This is a genomic window from Thermosynechococcus sp. GLH187 (assembly GCF_031583395.1).
GTDB lineage: Bacteria > Cyanobacteriota > Cyanobacteriia > Thermosynechococcales > Thermosynechococcaceae > Thermosynechococcus.
The window spans coordinates 1290735-1304242 of the sequence record NZ_CP134175.1; the positions used below are offsets into that span (position 1 = coordinate 1290735).

At 53.9% G+C, this 13508-nt stretch carries 23 protein-coding genes; 6 read left to right on the forward strand and 17 right to left on the reverse strand.

Annotated features, from left to right (window positions below; all coding sequences use genetic code 11):
* Positions 1 to 10 precede the first annotated feature (10 nt).
* From rpsE to rplC, 17 genes are read right to left on the reverse strand one after another with little or no spacing between them, the layout of a single operon-like run.
* On the reverse strand, positions 11 to 535 hold the full coding sequence (gene rpsE, locus RHI63_RS06175) for a 30S ribosomal protein S5 (protein ID WP_011055952.1): 525 nt from the start codon (positions 533 to 535) through the stop codon (positions 11 to 13).
* Positions 536 to 546: 11 nt separating this feature from the next.
* Complete coding sequence (gene rplR / locus RHI63_RS06180) at positions 547 to 909, reverse strand: 50S ribosomal protein L18 (RefSeq protein WP_206201508.1); 363 nt, start codon at positions 907 to 909, stop codon at positions 547 to 549.
* Positions 910 to 1473: a 50S ribosomal protein L6 gene (gene rplF, locus RHI63_RS06185; RefSeq protein WP_206201509.1), complete on the reverse strand. Its 564-nt coding sequence runs from the start codon at positions 1471 to 1473 to the stop codon at positions 910 to 912.
* Positions 1474 to 1491: 18 nt separating this feature from the next.
* Complete coding sequence (gene rpsH, locus RHI63_RS06190; protein ID WP_149817898.1) at positions 1492 to 1893, reverse strand: 30S ribosomal protein S8; 402 nt, start codon at positions 1891 to 1893, stop codon at positions 1492 to 1494.
* A 29-nt stretch (positions 1894 to 1922) separates the two neighbouring features.
* A complete protein-coding gene (rplE, locus tag RHI63_RS06195) occupies positions 1923 to 2468 on the reverse strand; it encodes a 50S ribosomal protein L5 (protein ID WP_206201510.1) in 546 nt (181 codons plus the stop codon).
* Between the two features lie 57 nt (positions 2469 to 2525).
* Positions 2526 to 2879, reverse strand: coding sequence for a 50S ribosomal protein L24 (gene rplX / locus RHI63_RS06200; RefSeq protein ID WP_225901675.1), 354 nt, complete (start codon positions 2877 to 2879; stop codon positions 2526 to 2528).
* On the reverse strand, positions 2879 to 3247 hold the full coding sequence (rplN, locus tag RHI63_RS06205) for a 50S ribosomal protein L14 (protein WP_149817900.1): 369 nt from the start codon (positions 3245 to 3247) through the stop codon (positions 2879 to 2881). Before rplN ends, rplX begins: the two co-directional genes overlap by 1 nt.
* A 12-nt stretch (positions 3248 to 3259) precedes the next feature.
* Complete coding sequence (rpsQ, locus tag RHI63_RS06210; RefSeq protein WP_011055945.1) at positions 3260 to 3508, reverse strand: 30S ribosomal protein S17; 249 nt, start codon at positions 3506 to 3508, stop codon at positions 3260 to 3262.
* Positions 3508 to 3720: a 50S ribosomal protein L29 gene (gene rpmC / locus RHI63_RS06215; RefSeq protein WP_206201511.1), complete on the reverse strand. Its 213-nt coding sequence runs from the start codon at positions 3718 to 3720 to the stop codon at positions 3508 to 3510. The genes rpsQ and rpmC overlap by 1 nt, the downstream gene beginning before the upstream one ends.
* Positions 3721 to 3722: 2 nt before the next feature.
* Complete coding sequence (gene rplP / locus RHI63_RS06220) at positions 3723 to 4154, reverse strand: 50S ribosomal protein L16 (protein ID WP_149817904.1); 432 nt, start codon at positions 4152 to 4154, stop codon at positions 3723 to 3725.
* A 14-nt stretch (positions 4155 to 4168) separates the two neighbouring features.
* Entirely contained in the window at positions 4169 to 4885 is a 717-nt protein-coding gene (gene rpsC, locus RHI63_RS06225; RefSeq protein ID WP_149817906.1) for a 30S ribosomal protein S3, read from the reverse strand.
* Between the two features lie 12 nt (positions 4886 to 4897).
* Positions 4898 to 5266 carry a 50S ribosomal protein L22 gene (gene rplV / locus RHI63_RS06230; protein WP_011055941.1) on the reverse strand — a complete coding sequence of 123 codons (369 nt, stop codon included), beginning with the start codon at positions 5264 to 5266 and terminating at the stop codon, positions 4898 to 4900.
* A 30-nt stretch (positions 5267 to 5296) separates the two neighbouring features.
* The gene (rpsS, locus tag RHI63_RS06235) at positions 5297 to 5575 is read right to left on the reverse strand and encodes a 30S ribosomal protein S19 (protein ID WP_011055940.1); all 279 of its coding nucleotides are present in this window, start codon (positions 5573 to 5575) and stop codon (positions 5297 to 5299) included.
* Positions 5576 to 5597: 22 nt separating this feature from the next.
* Positions 5598 to 6464, reverse strand: a complete 867-nt coding sequence (gene rplB / locus RHI63_RS06240; RefSeq protein WP_302676458.1) for a 50S ribosomal protein L2 — start codon at positions 6462 to 6464, stop codon at positions 5598 to 5600.
* A gap of 11 nt (positions 6465 to 6475) precedes the next feature.
* On the reverse strand, positions 6476 to 6778 hold the full coding sequence (locus tag RHI63_RS06245; RefSeq protein ID WP_206201513.1) for a 50S ribosomal protein L23: 303 nt from the start codon (positions 6776 to 6778) through the stop codon (positions 6476 to 6478).
* A complete protein-coding gene (gene rplD / locus RHI63_RS06250) occupies positions 6771 to 7403 on the reverse strand; it encodes a 50S ribosomal protein L4 (RefSeq protein ID WP_302676457.1) in 633 nt (210 codons plus the stop codon). Before rplD ends, RHI63_RS06245 begins: the two co-directional genes overlap by 8 nt.
* A 16-nt stretch (positions 7404 to 7419) precedes the next feature.
* Positions 7420 to 8058 (reverse strand): 50S ribosomal protein L3, encoded by a 639-nt coding sequence (gene rplC / locus RHI63_RS06255; RefSeq protein ID WP_206201515.1) that lies wholly within the window; start codon positions 8056 to 8058, stop codon positions 7420 to 7422.
* A gap of 367 nt (positions 8059 to 8425) precedes the next feature.
* On the opposite strand from rplC, the gene tgt reads away from it, so the two are divergent.
* The 6 genes from tgt to RHI63_RS06285 all read left to right on the forward strand — a co-directional run bounded on the left by tgt (position 8426) and on the right by RHI63_RS06285 (position 13507).
* On the forward strand, positions 8426 to 9562 hold the full coding sequence (gene tgt, locus RHI63_RS06260; protein WP_206201516.1) for a tRNA guanosine(34) transglycosylase Tgt: 1137 nt from the start codon (positions 8426 to 8428) through the stop codon (positions 9560 to 9562).
* On the forward strand, positions 9546 to 10019 hold the full coding sequence (locus RHI63_RS06265; RefSeq protein WP_206201517.1) for a DUF2752 domain-containing protein: 474 nt from the start codon (positions 9546 to 9548) through the stop codon (positions 10017 to 10019). The genes tgt and RHI63_RS06265 overlap by 17 nt, the downstream gene beginning before the upstream one ends.
* A gap of 3 nt (positions 10020 to 10022) precedes the next feature.
* Complete coding sequence (locus RHI63_RS06270; RefSeq protein ID WP_149817921.1) at positions 10023 to 10994, forward strand: bifunctional 2-polyprenyl-6-hydroxyphenol methylase/3-demethylubiquinol 3-O-methyltransferase UbiG; 972 nt, start codon at positions 10023 to 10025, stop codon at positions 10992 to 10994.
* An 86-nt stretch (positions 10995 to 11080) separates the two neighbouring features.
* Entirely contained in the window at positions 11081 to 11512 is a 432-nt protein-coding gene (locus tag RHI63_RS06275; RefSeq protein ID WP_206201518.1) for a BLUF domain-containing protein, read from the forward strand.
* Between the two features lies 1 nt (position 11513).
* Positions 11514 to 12011, forward strand: a complete 498-nt coding sequence (locus tag RHI63_RS06280; protein ID WP_225901676.1) for a DUF177 domain-containing protein — start codon at positions 11514 to 11516, stop codon at positions 12009 to 12011.
* The gene (locus RHI63_RS06285; RefSeq protein ID WP_310822005.1) at positions 12008 to 13507 is read left to right on the forward strand and encodes an AAA family ATPase; all 1500 of its coding nucleotides are present in this window, start codon (positions 12008 to 12010) and stop codon (positions 13505 to 13507) included. Before RHI63_RS06280 ends, RHI63_RS06285 begins: the two co-directional genes overlap by 4 nt.
* The last annotated feature ends 1 nt before the right edge of the window (position 13508 follow it).

The window sequence follows — 13508 nt, forward strand, 5'->3', positions numbered from 1 at the left end:
CAACTCCTACCTATTTGCTATAGAGGTTTTCAATGGGGATTTCCCGCTCCTCGGCAACTTCTTGGAAGGTGCGCAAGGCCGCAAGGGCTTCGAGGGCGGCGCGGGCATTGTTGAGGGGGTTGCTGGAGCCTAGTTGTTTGGCCAGCACGTTGCGTACCCCTGCTAGTTCTAGAACGGTGCGCACAGAGCCACCAGCAATTACCCCGGTTCCCGGTGCAGCGGGGCGAATCATGACGCGGGCAGCACCGCCTTCGCCAAAAGTGGGGTGGGGAATAGAGTTGGACTTGGTGATCGGGACATCAATCAGGTGCTTTTTGCCATCGGCCACACCTTTGCGCACTGCACCAATGACATCGGCAGCCTTACCGACGCCCACACCCACTTGGCCACGCTCGTTGCCAACAACCACAATGGCGCGGAAGCTCAGTTTCTTACCGCCTTTGACTACTTTGGAGACGCGGCGGATCTGGACGACCCGCTCTTGCCAGTCGGTTTCTTTTTCAACTTTGCGGGGGTTTTTACGACGATTTGCCATCGGGTCATCCTCTAAAAGTCTAGTCCAGCTTCACGGGCGGCATCCGCCAAGGCCTTGACACGACCATGGTAGAGATTGCCACCGCGATCAAAGACAACGCGCTCAATGCCAGCGGCTTTGGCACGCTCTGCAATTAGTCGCCCCACTTCAATAGAGGCGGCACAGGTGCTGCCATCCCCCAGCTTTTGCCGCAGTTCTGGCTCAACACTGGAAGCGGCCACAAGGGTATGGTGCCGGGTGTCATCAATCACCTGAGCATAGATGTGCTGATGAGAACGAAAGACAGCGAGGCGGGGGCGATCGCTAGTACCTTTGACTTTGCGGCGAATGCGCTGATGCCGACTTTGGCGAGCCGCAGTACGAGTTTGTTTCATCTATTTCTTCCCTGTCTTACCAACTTTACGACGCACAAATTCACCCATATAGCGAATGCCCTTGCCTTTGTAGGGTTCAGGGGGACGTACGGCGCGAATACGGGCAGAGGTGTTGCCGACTAGTTCTTTATCAATGCCACTGACAAGGACAATCGTACCCTGCTGCACTTTTTTACCTTGGTTGTCCTCAATTTCTAGGGTAATGCCCTCAGGTGGCACAATCTCAACGGGGTGGCTGTAGCCCATACTGAGGACAAGGGTTTTGCCTTGGAGTTGGGCGCGGTAACCGACCCCTTGAATCTCCAGCTTTTTCGTAAACCCTTGGGAGACGCCTTCCACCATGTTGGCCAATAGCGTGCGGCAGAGGCCGTGGCGTTCTTTAGCAGGTCGAGAATCATCGCGGCGTTTGACAACAATATTTTCGCCCTCTTGGGCAACATTCACCTCGGGCGGCAAAACCCGACTCAGTTGACCCTTGGGGCCTTTGACCGTGACCTGCTGCCCGTCTAGGGTGAGGGTAACATTCTTTGGCAGGGGGATGGGACGCTTGCCAATACGAGACATGTGGGACTTCCTCCGAGCTTACCAAACGTAACAGAGTACTTCGCCGCCAATGCCCTGCTTCCGTGCCTCGCGATCAGTCATGATGCCGCTAGAGGTGGAGATGATGGCAATGCCGATGCCACCGAGCACCCGGGGCAACTCACGGGAATTGGCATAGACGCGCAGACCGGGTTTGCTCACCCGCTTGAGCGCAGTAATAATCGGCTGGCGCTGCTTACCGCGATATTTTAGGGAAACCACAAGATGCCGTTTGATGCCGTCCCCTTGCTCTTCAAAATCGCGAATAAACCCTTCCGCTTTCAGCACCTGCGCAATACTGCGGGTCATGCGCGTGGCCGGAATGGTGGTGGTTTGATGACGCGCAAGGTTTGCGTTGCGGATGCGAGTTAGCATATCGCCAATCGTGTCATTTACTGCCATAGTTGCTCCTTAAAAATCTGCCTCCGGCGTTAGTTCTCACGGAACGGCATGCCCATTGCTTTGAGCAGGGCGCGTCCTTCTTCATCAGTATTGGCAGTGGTGATGATTGAGACATCCATGCCGCGAATTTGATCAATGTCGTCGTAGTTGACTTCGGGGAAAATCAGTTGCTCGCGCAAACCTAGGGTGTAGTTGCCTCGGCCATCAAAGCTTTTGGGGTTGACACCGCGAAAGTCACGGATCCGTGGCAGTGCCAAGTTAATCAAGCGATCCAAAAAGGCATACATGCGATCGGATCGCAGCGTCACGGCCACACCAACGGGCATGCCTTTGCGAATTTTGAAGCCCGCGATCGCCTTCTTGGCGCGGGTGACCACGGGCTTTTGTCCCGTAATCGTGGCAATTTCGGCAATGGTGGCTTCAAGGGCTTTGGCATTTTGCGCCGCTTCCCCCAGACCGCGGTTGACGGTTATTTTGACAATCTTGGGGACTTGGTGAATGTTTTTGTACTGAAACTGCTGCATGAGCTGCGGCACAACGGTTTTGTTGTAGTGATCTTTGAGGCGTTGGGACATGGGGCTTCTCCTAGGGGCATTCTCTGGGCTGGGTCAGAGAGGGAAAACGGGTTAGACCTAATCAATGATTTCGCCAGTTTTCTTGAGCATCCGCACCTTACGGCCATCTTCGGTGTAGGTGTAACAGATGCGGCTGGCCACGTTGTGCTTGGTGGAGTAGAGCATCACTTTACAACTGTAGATGGGAGCCTCCTTGGTGATGATTTGGCCGGATTCTCCCTCTTGGCGGGGCTTCACATGTTTGGTTTTCAGGTTCACCCCTTTGACAATCACCTGACTGGTTTTGGGGAAGACCGCAAGGACTTCGCCGACTTTAGCTTTGTCGCTGCCAGCGATGACTTGAACCGTGTCCCCTTTTTTCACGTGCATGCGATAGCGCACTGGCTTTTTGTTTGCTTTCTTGGCCGCCATTAGAGTACCTCCGGTGCCAATGAAACAATTTTCGTAAAGTTTTTATCCCGCAGTTCACGAGCCACAGGACCAAAGACACGGGTACCGCGAGGGTTACCCTCTTGGTTGATCAAGACAGCGGCATTGTCATCAAAGCGAATGCTCATGCCACTTTCACGGCGGATGGTTTTGCGGGTGCGCACAATGACAGCGCGAACCACATCGGATTTTTTCACGGCCATATTGGGGGTGGCATCTTTGACGGTGGCAATGATCACATCGCCAACACTGCCGTAGCGACGGTTACCGCCGCCGAGCACACGGATGCAGAGGAGCTTTTTGGCGCCGCTATTGTCGGCAACGTTGAGATAGGTTTCCTGTTGAATCATGGCTGGCTCTCCTTAGGCAGTGCGAGGACTGAGAATCTCGGCAATGACCCAACGCTTGGTGCGACTCAGGGGACGGGTTTCCCGAATGCGCACGCGATCGCCCACTTTGGCTTCGTTATTTTCATCATGGGCTTTGTAGCGGCGGGTTTTGACGACAATTTTGCCGTACTTGGGGTGGGGGGCGCGGTTTTCGACGGCAACGACGACGGTTTTTTGCATTTTGTCGCTGACGACGACGCCAACACGTTCTTTAACTGCCATTAGTCTTGGCCTCCACTGCGGCGACGTTCATTCTCAAGGGTTAAAAGCTGTGCCAACTCGTGGCGCAGATGCTTAAATTGATGGGGCTTGACCTCTTGGCGGGTGGCTTTTTTGAAGCGGAGATCAAAGAGTTCTTTTTTAATGGCGGCAATGCGATCGCTCACCTCTTGATCACTCAGTTCCCGCAGGTCTTTCATTTTTGTCAGTGCCATTCTTAACCCTCCTGTTGTTCCTCTTCTTGATTGCGCACCAGAAAACGGGTCTTGATCGGCATTTTGTAGGCAGCAAGGCGCATGGCTTCGCGGGCAACCGCCTCCGGCACACCGGCAATTTCATACATAATGCGACCGGGTTTGACCACTGCCACCCAGTATTCCGGTGAGCCTTTCCCTGACCCCATCCGCGTTTCGGCAGGCCGCATTGTCACGGGCTTATCGGGGAAAATGCGAATCCAGATTTTGCCACCGCGGCGGATATAGCGGGTCATGGCACGACGGCCAGCCTCAATTTGCCGTGAGGTGATCCAAGCGGGTTCAAGGGCTTGAAGGGCATAGTCGCCAAAGTGGATAGAGTTACCGCGACTGGCAACCCCCGTCATGCGACCCCGCTGCTGTTTGCGAAATTTTGTACGCTTTGGACTTAACATCGCTGGCTTCCCTGTTAGTTAGAGCGATTTTCAAATTGGGGTAGGCGGCGTTGGGGACTGCGGCGACTGGGTTCCCGTGTTACGGCTTCGGTTTGTCCCGGCAGTACCTCACCTTTAAAGATCCACACTTTCACGCCCAAAATGCCGTAGATTGTGCGGGCGGTGCGGTAGGCATAGTCAATGTCTGCCCGTAGGGTATGCAGAGGAACGCGACCCTCCCGTGTCCACTCGGTACGGGCAATTTCCGCCCCATTCAGGCGACCCGCCACTTGGACTTTGATCCCCTCAATGCCTGCTCGCTGTGCCCGCTGAATGGCTTGGCGCACGGCGCGTCGGAAGGCCACCCGTCGCTCTAGTTGCTGGGTGATGTATTCCGCCAAGAGGCTGGCCTCAGCATCGACACGGTTGACTTCCACCACGTTCACTTTGATCGTGCGGTTGCTAGGGAGCATCTGCCGCAGTTGCTTGCGCAGTTCCTCAATCCCTTGGCCGCCTTTACCAACGACGACGCCGGGACGAGCGGTGCGAATTTGCAACTCCACTTGATCCGCTTTGCGCTCAATGCGCACTTCCGCAATGCCAGCGTTGGCCAGTTGCTTGTTAATAAACGTGCGGATGCGGTGATCCTCCTGTAATAGCTCAGGATAGCGATCGCTATCGGCGTACCAGCGGGAGCGATGTTCTTGTGTAATGCCGAGGCGAAAGCCAATTGGATGAATCTTCTGTCCCACGATGGTATCCTTCTACGATTCGTCAGCAGTGTTTTGGGGCGCCACAGCAATCGTGATGTGGCAGGTGGGCTTGCGAATTTGGTAAGCGCGGCCCTGGGCGCGAGGGCGAAATCGCTTCAGGCAAGGCCCTTGATCGGCATAGGCTTGACTAATTACCAAGGTGGCGGGATCCAAGCCTAAATTGTGGGTGGCATTGGCTGCCGCCGATCGCAAGACCTTTGTAATCGGCTCACAGGCACGATAGGGCATAAAGCGCAGCATAATCAGGGCATCGCGGTAGGTGCGACCCCGCAGTTGATCCAGTACCCGCCGCACCTTGTGGGGTGACATGCGGACATACTTGGCGCAGGCACGGGCAGTAGGAGAAGAGGTAGAAACCATAGACGGCTATCCCAGACGCGAACAAGAGAATCAATGGCGGGCTTTTTTATCGCCCTTAACATGACTGCGGAAGTTGCGGGTGGGGGCAAATTCCCCCAGTTTGTGACCCACCATCTGCTCAGTGATGTACACGGGCACGTGCTGCTTGCCGTTATGGACGGCGATCGTGTGGCCAATCATTTCTGGCACAATCGTTGAGGCACGCGACCACGTTTTGATCACTTCCTTGGCATTGCGCTCATTGAGGGCTTCAATCTTGCGTAAGAGATGATCCGCCACAAAGGGGCCTTTTTTTAATGAACGTCCCATAACCTAACTTCTCCGCAAAAACCTAAGACTGACGACCACCGCGACCCCGCTTGGAAGACTTCTTACGACGCCGCACGATGAGAGCATCGCTGAGTTTTTTCTTCTTGCGAGTTTTGTAGCCAAGGGTGGGTTTACCCCAAGGCGTGACAGGCCCAGGACGACCAATGGGGGCGCGTCCTTCACCCCCACCGTGGGGGTGATCCACCGGGTTCATCACCGAACCGCGCACCTTCGGACGACGACCTTTCCAGCGATTGCGACCCGCTTTCCCTAAGCTGATGTTGTTGGCTTCAACATTCCCCACTTGGCCAATGGTGGCATAGCACTCCTTGCGGAAGAGCCGCACTTCACCCGAGGGAAGCTTGAGGGTGACCATATCCCCTTCTTTGGCCACTACTTGTGCCATCGCACCAGCAGCTCGCACCATTTGCGCACCGCGACCGGGGATAATTTCCACATTGTGCACACTGGTACCCAAGGGAATTTTGCCCAGAGGAAGGGAGTTACCCACTTCAATAGGGGCATCGGGACTGGCAATAACCTCGGTGCCGGGGGTCAAATCTCGAGGATGGATGATGTAGCGTTTCTCGCCATCGCGATAGTGGAGCAGAGCAATGCGGGCATTGCGGTTGGGATCGTACTCCACAGTTGCCACTTTGGCGGGGACATTGAGCTTGCTACTGCGGCGAAAATCCACAATACGATAGCGACGCTTGTGGCCACCCCCCCGCCGCCGACTGGTAATGACACCGCGATTGTTGCGGCCTTTGTCGCGCTTGAAGCCACGGGTCAGCGACTTTTCGGGCTTGTCGGTGGTAATTTCAGCAAAGTCAGAAACAGTTTTTTGGCGAACGCCGGGGGTGTAGGGTCGGTAAACGCGAATGCCCATGATCTACTCCGTTAAACTTCGGGGAAGAGAACGATCTTGCTGTCGGGGGCAAGGGTGACGATCGCCCGCTTGTAGCGAGGACGATGACCAACAAACCGACCCACACGGCGCTCTTTAGGGGGCAGATGATAGGTATTCACTGCTGTAACTTTGACGTTAAAGAGTTCTTCAATCGCAGCCTTGATTTGCGGTTTGGTGGCGCGCCGGTCCACATCGAAGCTGTATTGATTGTTTTCCAATAAAATCGTGGCCTTCTCTGTGATGATGGGGCGCTTGATGAGATCCGCAAGAGCGCGGGGTTGGACTTTAGTCACCGTACACCTCCTGAATTTTGGCGATCGCGCCAGTGGTGGCAACAATGCGATCGGCATAGAGTAAATCAAAAACATTCAATTGATCGGCACGCAGGAGTTTCAGGGTGGGCACATTTCGCGCCGAGAGTGCCACCATTTCGGCAATGTCTTCCACCAGTAGCAGCACCTTTTGCTCTGGCTCAATGCCCCAGCGTTGCAGCGCCGTCACCAGTTCCTTGGTTTTGGGACGGGGCAAGTGATCGGCAAAGTCTTGAACCACAATCAAGTCTTCAACGCGGCTCATCAGGGCTGTGCGCAGGGCAAGCCGCCGCTCCTTACGATTCATTTTTTGGCTGTAGTCGCGGGGCTTAGGACCAAAGATCACACCGCCCCCCCGCCAGAGGGGAGAACGAATCGAACCAGCACGGGCACGCCCTGTTCCTTTTTGCCGCCAAGGTTTGCGACCGCCGCCGCGCACTTCGGCACGGGTTTTGGTGGAAACGGTTCCCTGCCGAGCATTGGCTAACTGCCGCACAAGGGCACGATGAACAATATGACTGGCGGTTTCAGGTTTTGCCGTCGTTAGATCAAGGGTGGCTTCACCACTGTCGGCACCCTGCCAGTCTTTAACCACACATGCAACCATAACTACTCTCCAGCCCTTATTTGCGACCGACAACCTTGGCGGGGGTAATGCTCACCAGTGCCCCCGGTTTACCCGGTAGTGCCCCTTTGATCAGGATTAAGTTGCGCTCAGGATCAACGCGCACCACCTGCAATTTGCGAATGGTGACTGCCGTATTGCCCATGCGACCGGCCATCCGCTTGCCGGGGAAAACCCGACCCGGGGTGGTTCCTGCCCCAGTGGAACCGGGCAGACGGTGGTTTTTCGAGCCATGCGCCATTGGACCGCGCTTAAAATTGTGGCGTTTTTGATAGCCCGCAAAGCCTCGGCCAATGCTGGTGCCGTGGACATCCACAAGCTGCCCCGGACTAAAAATATCAACGGTGATGGCCTGACCCAATTGATAGGCAGAGGCATCTTCGAGGCGAAATTCCCGCAGATGACGCATGGGGGGCGTTTGCGATTTGTTGAGGTGGCCGCGCTCGGGGCGACTCAGGTTTTTCTGCCGCACTTCGCCGTAGGCCACTTGAATGGCCGTGTAGCCGTCGGTTTGGGGGGTTTTGATTTGTGTGATCGGACACGGCCCCGCTTGTACCACCGTAATGGGGACAGATCGACCCGCCTCGTCAAAGATTTGGGTCATGCCCAACTTTGTCCCTAAAATACCAACTGTCACGATCGCGTTCCTTAAAAATACGAATCACAACAAAACAGCGAGAGGCAGCCCGTAGGCTACACCTCGGCAGATTCCTACAGTTAGGAATGGTGGATTGACCCAGCAGTTACACGGTCAAGACGATGACGCTCAAGGCGCATCCATCGTTGATCAAGGACAGGCGCAGGTAAAGATGGCAAGGCTATGATTGCAAGTTGCGAACACGCTGCCACCCCTGGATCAGTGGAACCAAGGACTTAAGGGGGTTGAGGCGATCGCGCCCACTCAGTATCCGTTTTTGGTCACAAGTTTTAATCATAGATCAGCGATTGTGGGTTTGTCTAGGCATTTGGTAACATTTTTTACGCCTTCTTGTGGATCCAGCAGCGTGTTTGAATTTGTCTGCCAGCAGGACTGTGCCCATACCCAAGCGCGGGCAGGCCTGTTTCACACCCCCCATGGCGCAGTGGCAACGCCGCGTTTTATGCCCGTGGGTACTTTAGCGAATGTGAAAACCCTCACCCCAGAACACCTCAAGGCGGCGGGCGCTCAAATGGTTTTGGCCAACACCTACCATTTGCACCTGCAACCGGGGGAAGACATTGTGGCCGCAGCGGGGGGGCTGCACCGTTTTATGGGCTGGTCAGGGCCAATTCTCACGGATTCGGGGGGGTTTCAGGTCTTTAGCCTCAGCGAAATGCGGCAAATTTCCGATCAGGGGGTGGTGTTTCGTTCACCCCACGATGGTCAAATCATTGAACTGTCACCCGAGCGGGCGATCGCCATTCAAGAGGCCTTGGGGGCAGATGTGATCATGGCCTTTGATGAGTGCCCCCCCTATCCTGCAAGCCGGCAGGCAGTGATCCAAGCGACGCAACGCACCCTGCATTGGCTAGAGCGCTGCATTGCTGCAAAGCAACGATCCGATCAAGCCCTCTTTGCCATTGTGCAAGGGGGAGTGTATGCCGATCTGCGGCGAGAATGTGCTGCGGCGATGCTGCCCTATGACTTGGCGGGCTATGCCATTGGTGGCGTGAGTGTGGGGGAACCCAACAGTGCCATGCATGAAATTGTGGCGGTGACGGCTCCCCTCTTGCCTGCCCATAAGCCACGTTATTTGATGGGGGTGGGAACTCACTTAGAAATGTTGCGGGCGATCGCTGCCGGGGTCGATCTCTTTGACTGTGTGATTCCCACCCGCTTGGCTCGCCACGGCTGTGCCATTGTCCAAGGGCAGCGCTGGAACCTAAAAAATGCTCGCTTTCGCCGCGATTATGAACCCTTGGATCCCACCTGTCCCTGCTATACCTGCACCACCTTTAGCCGAGCCTACCTAAGTCATTTAGTGCGTGCCAAGGAGCTACTGGCCTACACCTTACTCTCGATTCATAATGTGACGGAACTGATTCGGTTCACCCAAGCAGCACGCCAAGCCATTTTAGAGGAGCGATTTGTGGCGTTTGCGGCAGAATGGGAGCAGCGACTGTTGGTGAATGCCGAGGAACCGGATGCTGCGCTTCTCTGATGCCGTTTTATCAAGGCAGGAACGCTTGAGCCGCTGGGGCTTTTTGGGACTGACCACAGCACCTTTAGTGGGAGCGGCACTCTTTAACCATACGGGGACGCCGCCTTTTTTACTTTGTCTTTTTCGAGCAACAACGGGTATTCCCTGTCCAGGCTGCGGTCTGACCCGTTCCTTTATGGCGATCGCTCGCGGCAATGTTGAAGATGCCCTGAGAATGCATCTCTTTGGCCCTGTGCTCTTTCTCGCATTTACGGTGATGGCGGTTTTTATAGGCCTAGAGCTGAAAACTGGCCGGCGATTGCAGCACACCCCCTTTCGCTACATCAATGAACGCATTCAAAACTGGTGGTGGCTAGGGGTGATTTATCTTGGCTACTATGGTTTGCGGCTGTACAGCCTATTTCACACCGGGGAATTTTATATCAATCCCCTAAAAAACATCTTTCTGAGGAGTTAATCAATGACTATCTCCATTCATTACGTTGATCCCAAGACGAAAGCACCACTTAGAAAGGATCATACTGCGTACTATAGTGAGACGGGTTCTGTTTATCCAATTGTTAATCAGATTCCTAGATTTGTAGATTCAAGCCAAAACTACACCCAAAGTTTTGGTCTGCAATGGAATAAGTTCTCAAAAACACAAATAGATGATACAGATCAAAAACAATCTGAAACTCGATTCTTTGCAACAACAAACTGGCAGCCTGAGGAGCTTGCTGGCAAAAGTATTTTAGAAGCCGGTTCTGGTGCAGGTAGATTTACACGGGTTATCCTAGAAAAAACGTCTGCTTATCTTTGGAGTTTTGATTATTCAGAGGCGGTTGAGGCAAATTGGCAAAATAATTCTGATATTGCTGGCGGAAGATTACACCTATTTCAAGCGAGCATCTATGACATCCCTTTGCCTGAAGCCTCTTTTGATAAGGTGTTTTGTTTTGGGGTTCTACAACATACACCTGACTTTGAAGAATCTGTAAAAAATCTGATTAAATACGCAAAAATCGGTGCTGAGATTGTGGTTGATTTCTATCCGATTAAAGGTTTTTGGACAAAAATACACGCAAAATATCTTTTAAGACCCTTGACAAAAAAGATGTCACACCAAGCTCTGTTGAATTTAATTGAGAAGAATATTGATGGTTTAATTACGTTATTTGATTTTTTAGTGAAAGTTAAACTAGGCGTACTGACTCGATTTTTACCAATTGTTGATCTACGAACAATTCCTAGTACTGTGGATCAGCAAAAACGCCGTGAATGGGCAATTTTAGACACCTTTGATATGTTCTCGCCGGAGTATGACAATCCCCAAAGAATAAAAGATGTTGCTGCTATGTTTGAACGTCACGGAGCTAAGGTTACTTTTGCCGGATTTGTCAAATCAAGCGCTGGCACTAGCGCAGTGGTCAGAGGCGTTCGCGAAACTTAAAGTAAAGATCACGGGAGTCGTCTTTAGCAAGGGTCCCTTTCATGGGATATTGAAATCGGTTGTGTGCGATCGAGAACCGGAGACCCATGAGATTACATCGCTTGCTTTATCTCAGTTGTGCCACAGATGGCCTGTCCTACCCAGACCTGCGGGATATTATGGCCAAGTCAGAGGTGAACAATCTCCGCGATGGCATTACGGGAATACTGTGCTACGGCAACGGCATGTTTCTGCAAACCCTAGAGGGCGATCGCCAGAAAGTGAGTGAAACCTACGCCCGCATCCTCAAGGATCCCCGCCACCACAGCGCTGAGATTATTGAATTCAAAGCGATCGCAGAGCGCACCTTCATCAATTGGTCAATGCGTCTGGTGCAGTTGGGCGAGATGGACAGTGATAAAATTCGGTACCTGCGGTTAAAATACTCACCAGCAGCAACCTTTCAGCCCACCTCAATGACGGCTGAGCAATGTTTTCACTTCCTCAAAGAACTCTATGAAATGAGCCAAGGAACTTAGTGTGAGCGATGCCCACTGGCTAAGTATTCCCGATCTACTGCGGCTGCCCGCCCAGACCTATGAGTGGCGGGTGGATACCGGTTTTCCAGACTTGGCAACGCTAACTCCCGTGCAAGGAATGGTGACTGCCAGTCACCGCCACACCTACTTAGAAGTCAGCGCCAGTGTGCAGACAATTGTCACCCTCTCTTGCGATCGCTGTTTGCAGTACTATAACCATCGCTTGGTGTGTACCACTACGGAACTGATTTGGCTAGCGGAAACCCCAGCCAGTCAGCCCGACGATGATCTGGTGGAAACCTTGCCCGCTAACGGTCGCATTGATCTTGCGGATTGGCTCTACCAGCAACTCTGCCTTGCCCTGCCCTACCCCCAATACTGTGACCCCAATTGTGGCGGTATTCACCCCCCTGTCCCTGCGGACCCCCCCATTGATCACCGCTGGGCAATGCTTGCGCAACTACAATCGGTTCTGGAGCGTTCGGAACCATCGCCGTGAGTGCTCAGTCTGACCTTGAACTGTTGCTGCGGGCACGCTATCCCCTGTTGTATGTGGCCACAACAGAGGAAGAACGCCTTGAGGCAACACTGCACACAATTAGCGATCGCCTGAATCAGCGCCCCATCTACATTTGGGATTTTGTGGAGGGGTATCAGGGCAATCCCAATGATCTGGGGGTCGCCAAGCGCAATCCCCTCAGTGCCCTTGAATTTGTTGAAAAACTACCGCCACCGGCAGCGGCCATGATTCTGCTGCGAGATTTTCACCGCTTTATTGAGGATGTAGCGGTCTCTCGCAAACTGCGTAACCTCGCGCGGCAACTCAAGTCCCAGCCCAAAAACCTGATCCTGCTGGCTCCGACGGTGCAGTTGCCCCCGGAACTGCGGGATGTGATTACCGTTGTGGAGTTCCCTTTGCCCCAACGGGAGGAAATTCGCCTTGAACTGGTGAAGCTCTGTCAAAGCCTCGGCAACATTCCCGCAGAACCCATTCTCGATGAGTTGATCCGCGCCTGTCAGGGCTTGACCCTAGAGCGGATTCGCCGCGTCATTGGTCGGATCATTGCCCTCCACGGTGCGCTGGACGGCAGCCATGTGGATCTGGTCTTGGAGGAAAAGCGGCAGATCCTGCGGCAAACCCAAATTCTCGAGTTTTACCCCACCCAAGAAACCATTGCCGACATTGGTGGTCTTGATAACCTCAAGGAGTGGTTGCTGCGGCGCGGCGGTGCTTTTTCCGAGCGGGCACGGCGCTATGGGCTGCCCTATCCGCGGGGGGTGCTGCTAGTGGGAATTCAGGGCACCGGTAAATCCCTAGTGGCAAAGGCGATCGCCCACCAATGGCACTTGCCTCTGTTGCGATTGGATGTGGGGCGACTCTTTGGCGGCCTCGTGGGGGAATCCGAAGCACGTACCCGCGAGATGATTCAAATTGCTGAAGCCCTAGCCCCCTGCGTCCTCTGGATTGATGAGATGGATAAAGCCTTTGCGGGCATTGATGGCCGAGGGGATGGCGGTACCAGTAGCCGTGTTTTTGGCACGATTATCACTTGGCTAGCGGAGAAAACCTCTGCTGTTTTTGTTGTGGCCACTGCCAACAATGTGCAGGTCTTGCCCCCGGAACTGCTGCGTAAGGGTCGCTTTGATGAAATCTTTTTTGTCGGACTACCCAATGTGGATGAGCGGCGAGCGATTTTTGAAGTGCACCTCAGTCGTGTGCGGCGCGATCGCCTGCAAAACTATGATTTAGAGCGGTTGGCCTACGAAACCATTGACTTTTCTGGGGCTGAAATTGAGCAGTGTATCATTGAGGCAATGCACCTTGCCTTTAGCCAAGACCGCGACTTTACCACCGAAGATCTGCTGCACGCGGCCAGTGAGATTATCCCCTTGGCACGCACCGCCCGTGAGCAAGTGCACCAATTACAAGAATGGGCGGCCTCCGGGCGGGCACGGTTTGCCTCACGAATCCTGTCTCCCCCCACAGGGCGTTAGA

Bases quoted from the DNA above. Each gene is read 5' to 3' on its own strand.
- rplB (WP_302676458.1), bottom strand. From the start codon at position 6,464: ATGGGCATTCGCGTTTACCGACCCTACACCCCCGGCGTTCGCCAAAAA.
- rpsQ (WP_011055945.1), bottom strand. From the start codon at position 3,508: ATGGCAGTTAAAGAACGTGTTGGCGTCGTCGTCAGCGACAAAATGCAA.
- rplV (WP_011055941.1), bottom strand. From the start codon at position 5,266: ATGGTTTCTACCTCTTCTCCTACTGCCCGTGCCTGCGCCAAGTATGTC.
- rpsS (WP_011055940.1), bottom strand. From the start codon at position 5,575: ATGGGACGTTCATTAAAAAAAGGCCCCTTTGTGGCGGATCATCTCTTA.
- rplE (WP_206201510.1), bottom strand. From the start codon at position 2,468: ATGTCCCAACGCCTCAAAGATCACTACAACAAAACCGTTGTGCCGCAG.
- rpmC (WP_206201511.1), bottom strand. From the start codon at position 3,720: ATGGCACTGACAAAAATGAAAGACCTGCGGGAACTGAGTGATCAAGAG.
- RHI63_RS06270 (WP_149817921.1), top strand. From the start codon at position 10,023: ATGACTATCTCCATTCATTACGTTGATCCCAAGACGAAAGCACCACTT.
- rplX (WP_225901675.1), bottom strand. From the start codon at position 2,879: ATGGCGGCCAAGAAAGCAAACAAAAAGCCAGTGCGCTATCGCATGCAC.
- rplR (WP_206201508.1), bottom strand. From the start codon at position 909: ATGAAACAAACTCGTACTGCGGCTCGCCAAAGTCGGCATCAGCGCATT.
- RHI63_RS06275 (WP_206201518.1), top strand. From the start codon at position 11,081: ATGAGATTACATCGCTTGCTTTATCTCAGTTGTGCCACAGATGGCCTG.
- rplP (WP_149817904.1), bottom strand. From the start codon at position 4,154: ATGTTAAGTCCAAAGCGTACAAAATTTCGCAAACAGCAGCGGGGTCGC.
- rplD (WP_302676457.1), bottom strand. From the start codon at position 7,403: ATGGTTGCATGTGTGGTTAAAGACTGGCAGGGTGCCGACAGTGGTGAA.
- rpsE (WP_011055952.1), bottom strand. From the start codon at position 535: ATGGCAAATCGTCGTAAAAACCCCCGCAAAGTTGAAAAAGAAACCGAC.
- rplN (WP_149817900.1), bottom strand. From the start codon at position 3,247: ATGATTCAACAGGAAACCTATCTCAACGTTGCCGACAATAGCGGCGCC.
- rplF (WP_206201509.1), bottom strand. From the start codon at position 1,473: ATGTCTCGTATTGGCAAGCGTCCCATCCCCCTGCCAAAGAATGTTACC.
- RHI63_RS06265 (WP_206201517.1), top strand. From the start codon at position 9,546: ATGCTGCGCTTCTCTGATGCCGTTTTATCAAGGCAGGAACGCTTGAGC.
- rpsH (WP_149817898.1), bottom strand. From the start codon at position 1,893: ATGGCAGTAAATGACACGATTGGCGATATGCTAACTCGCATCCGCAAC.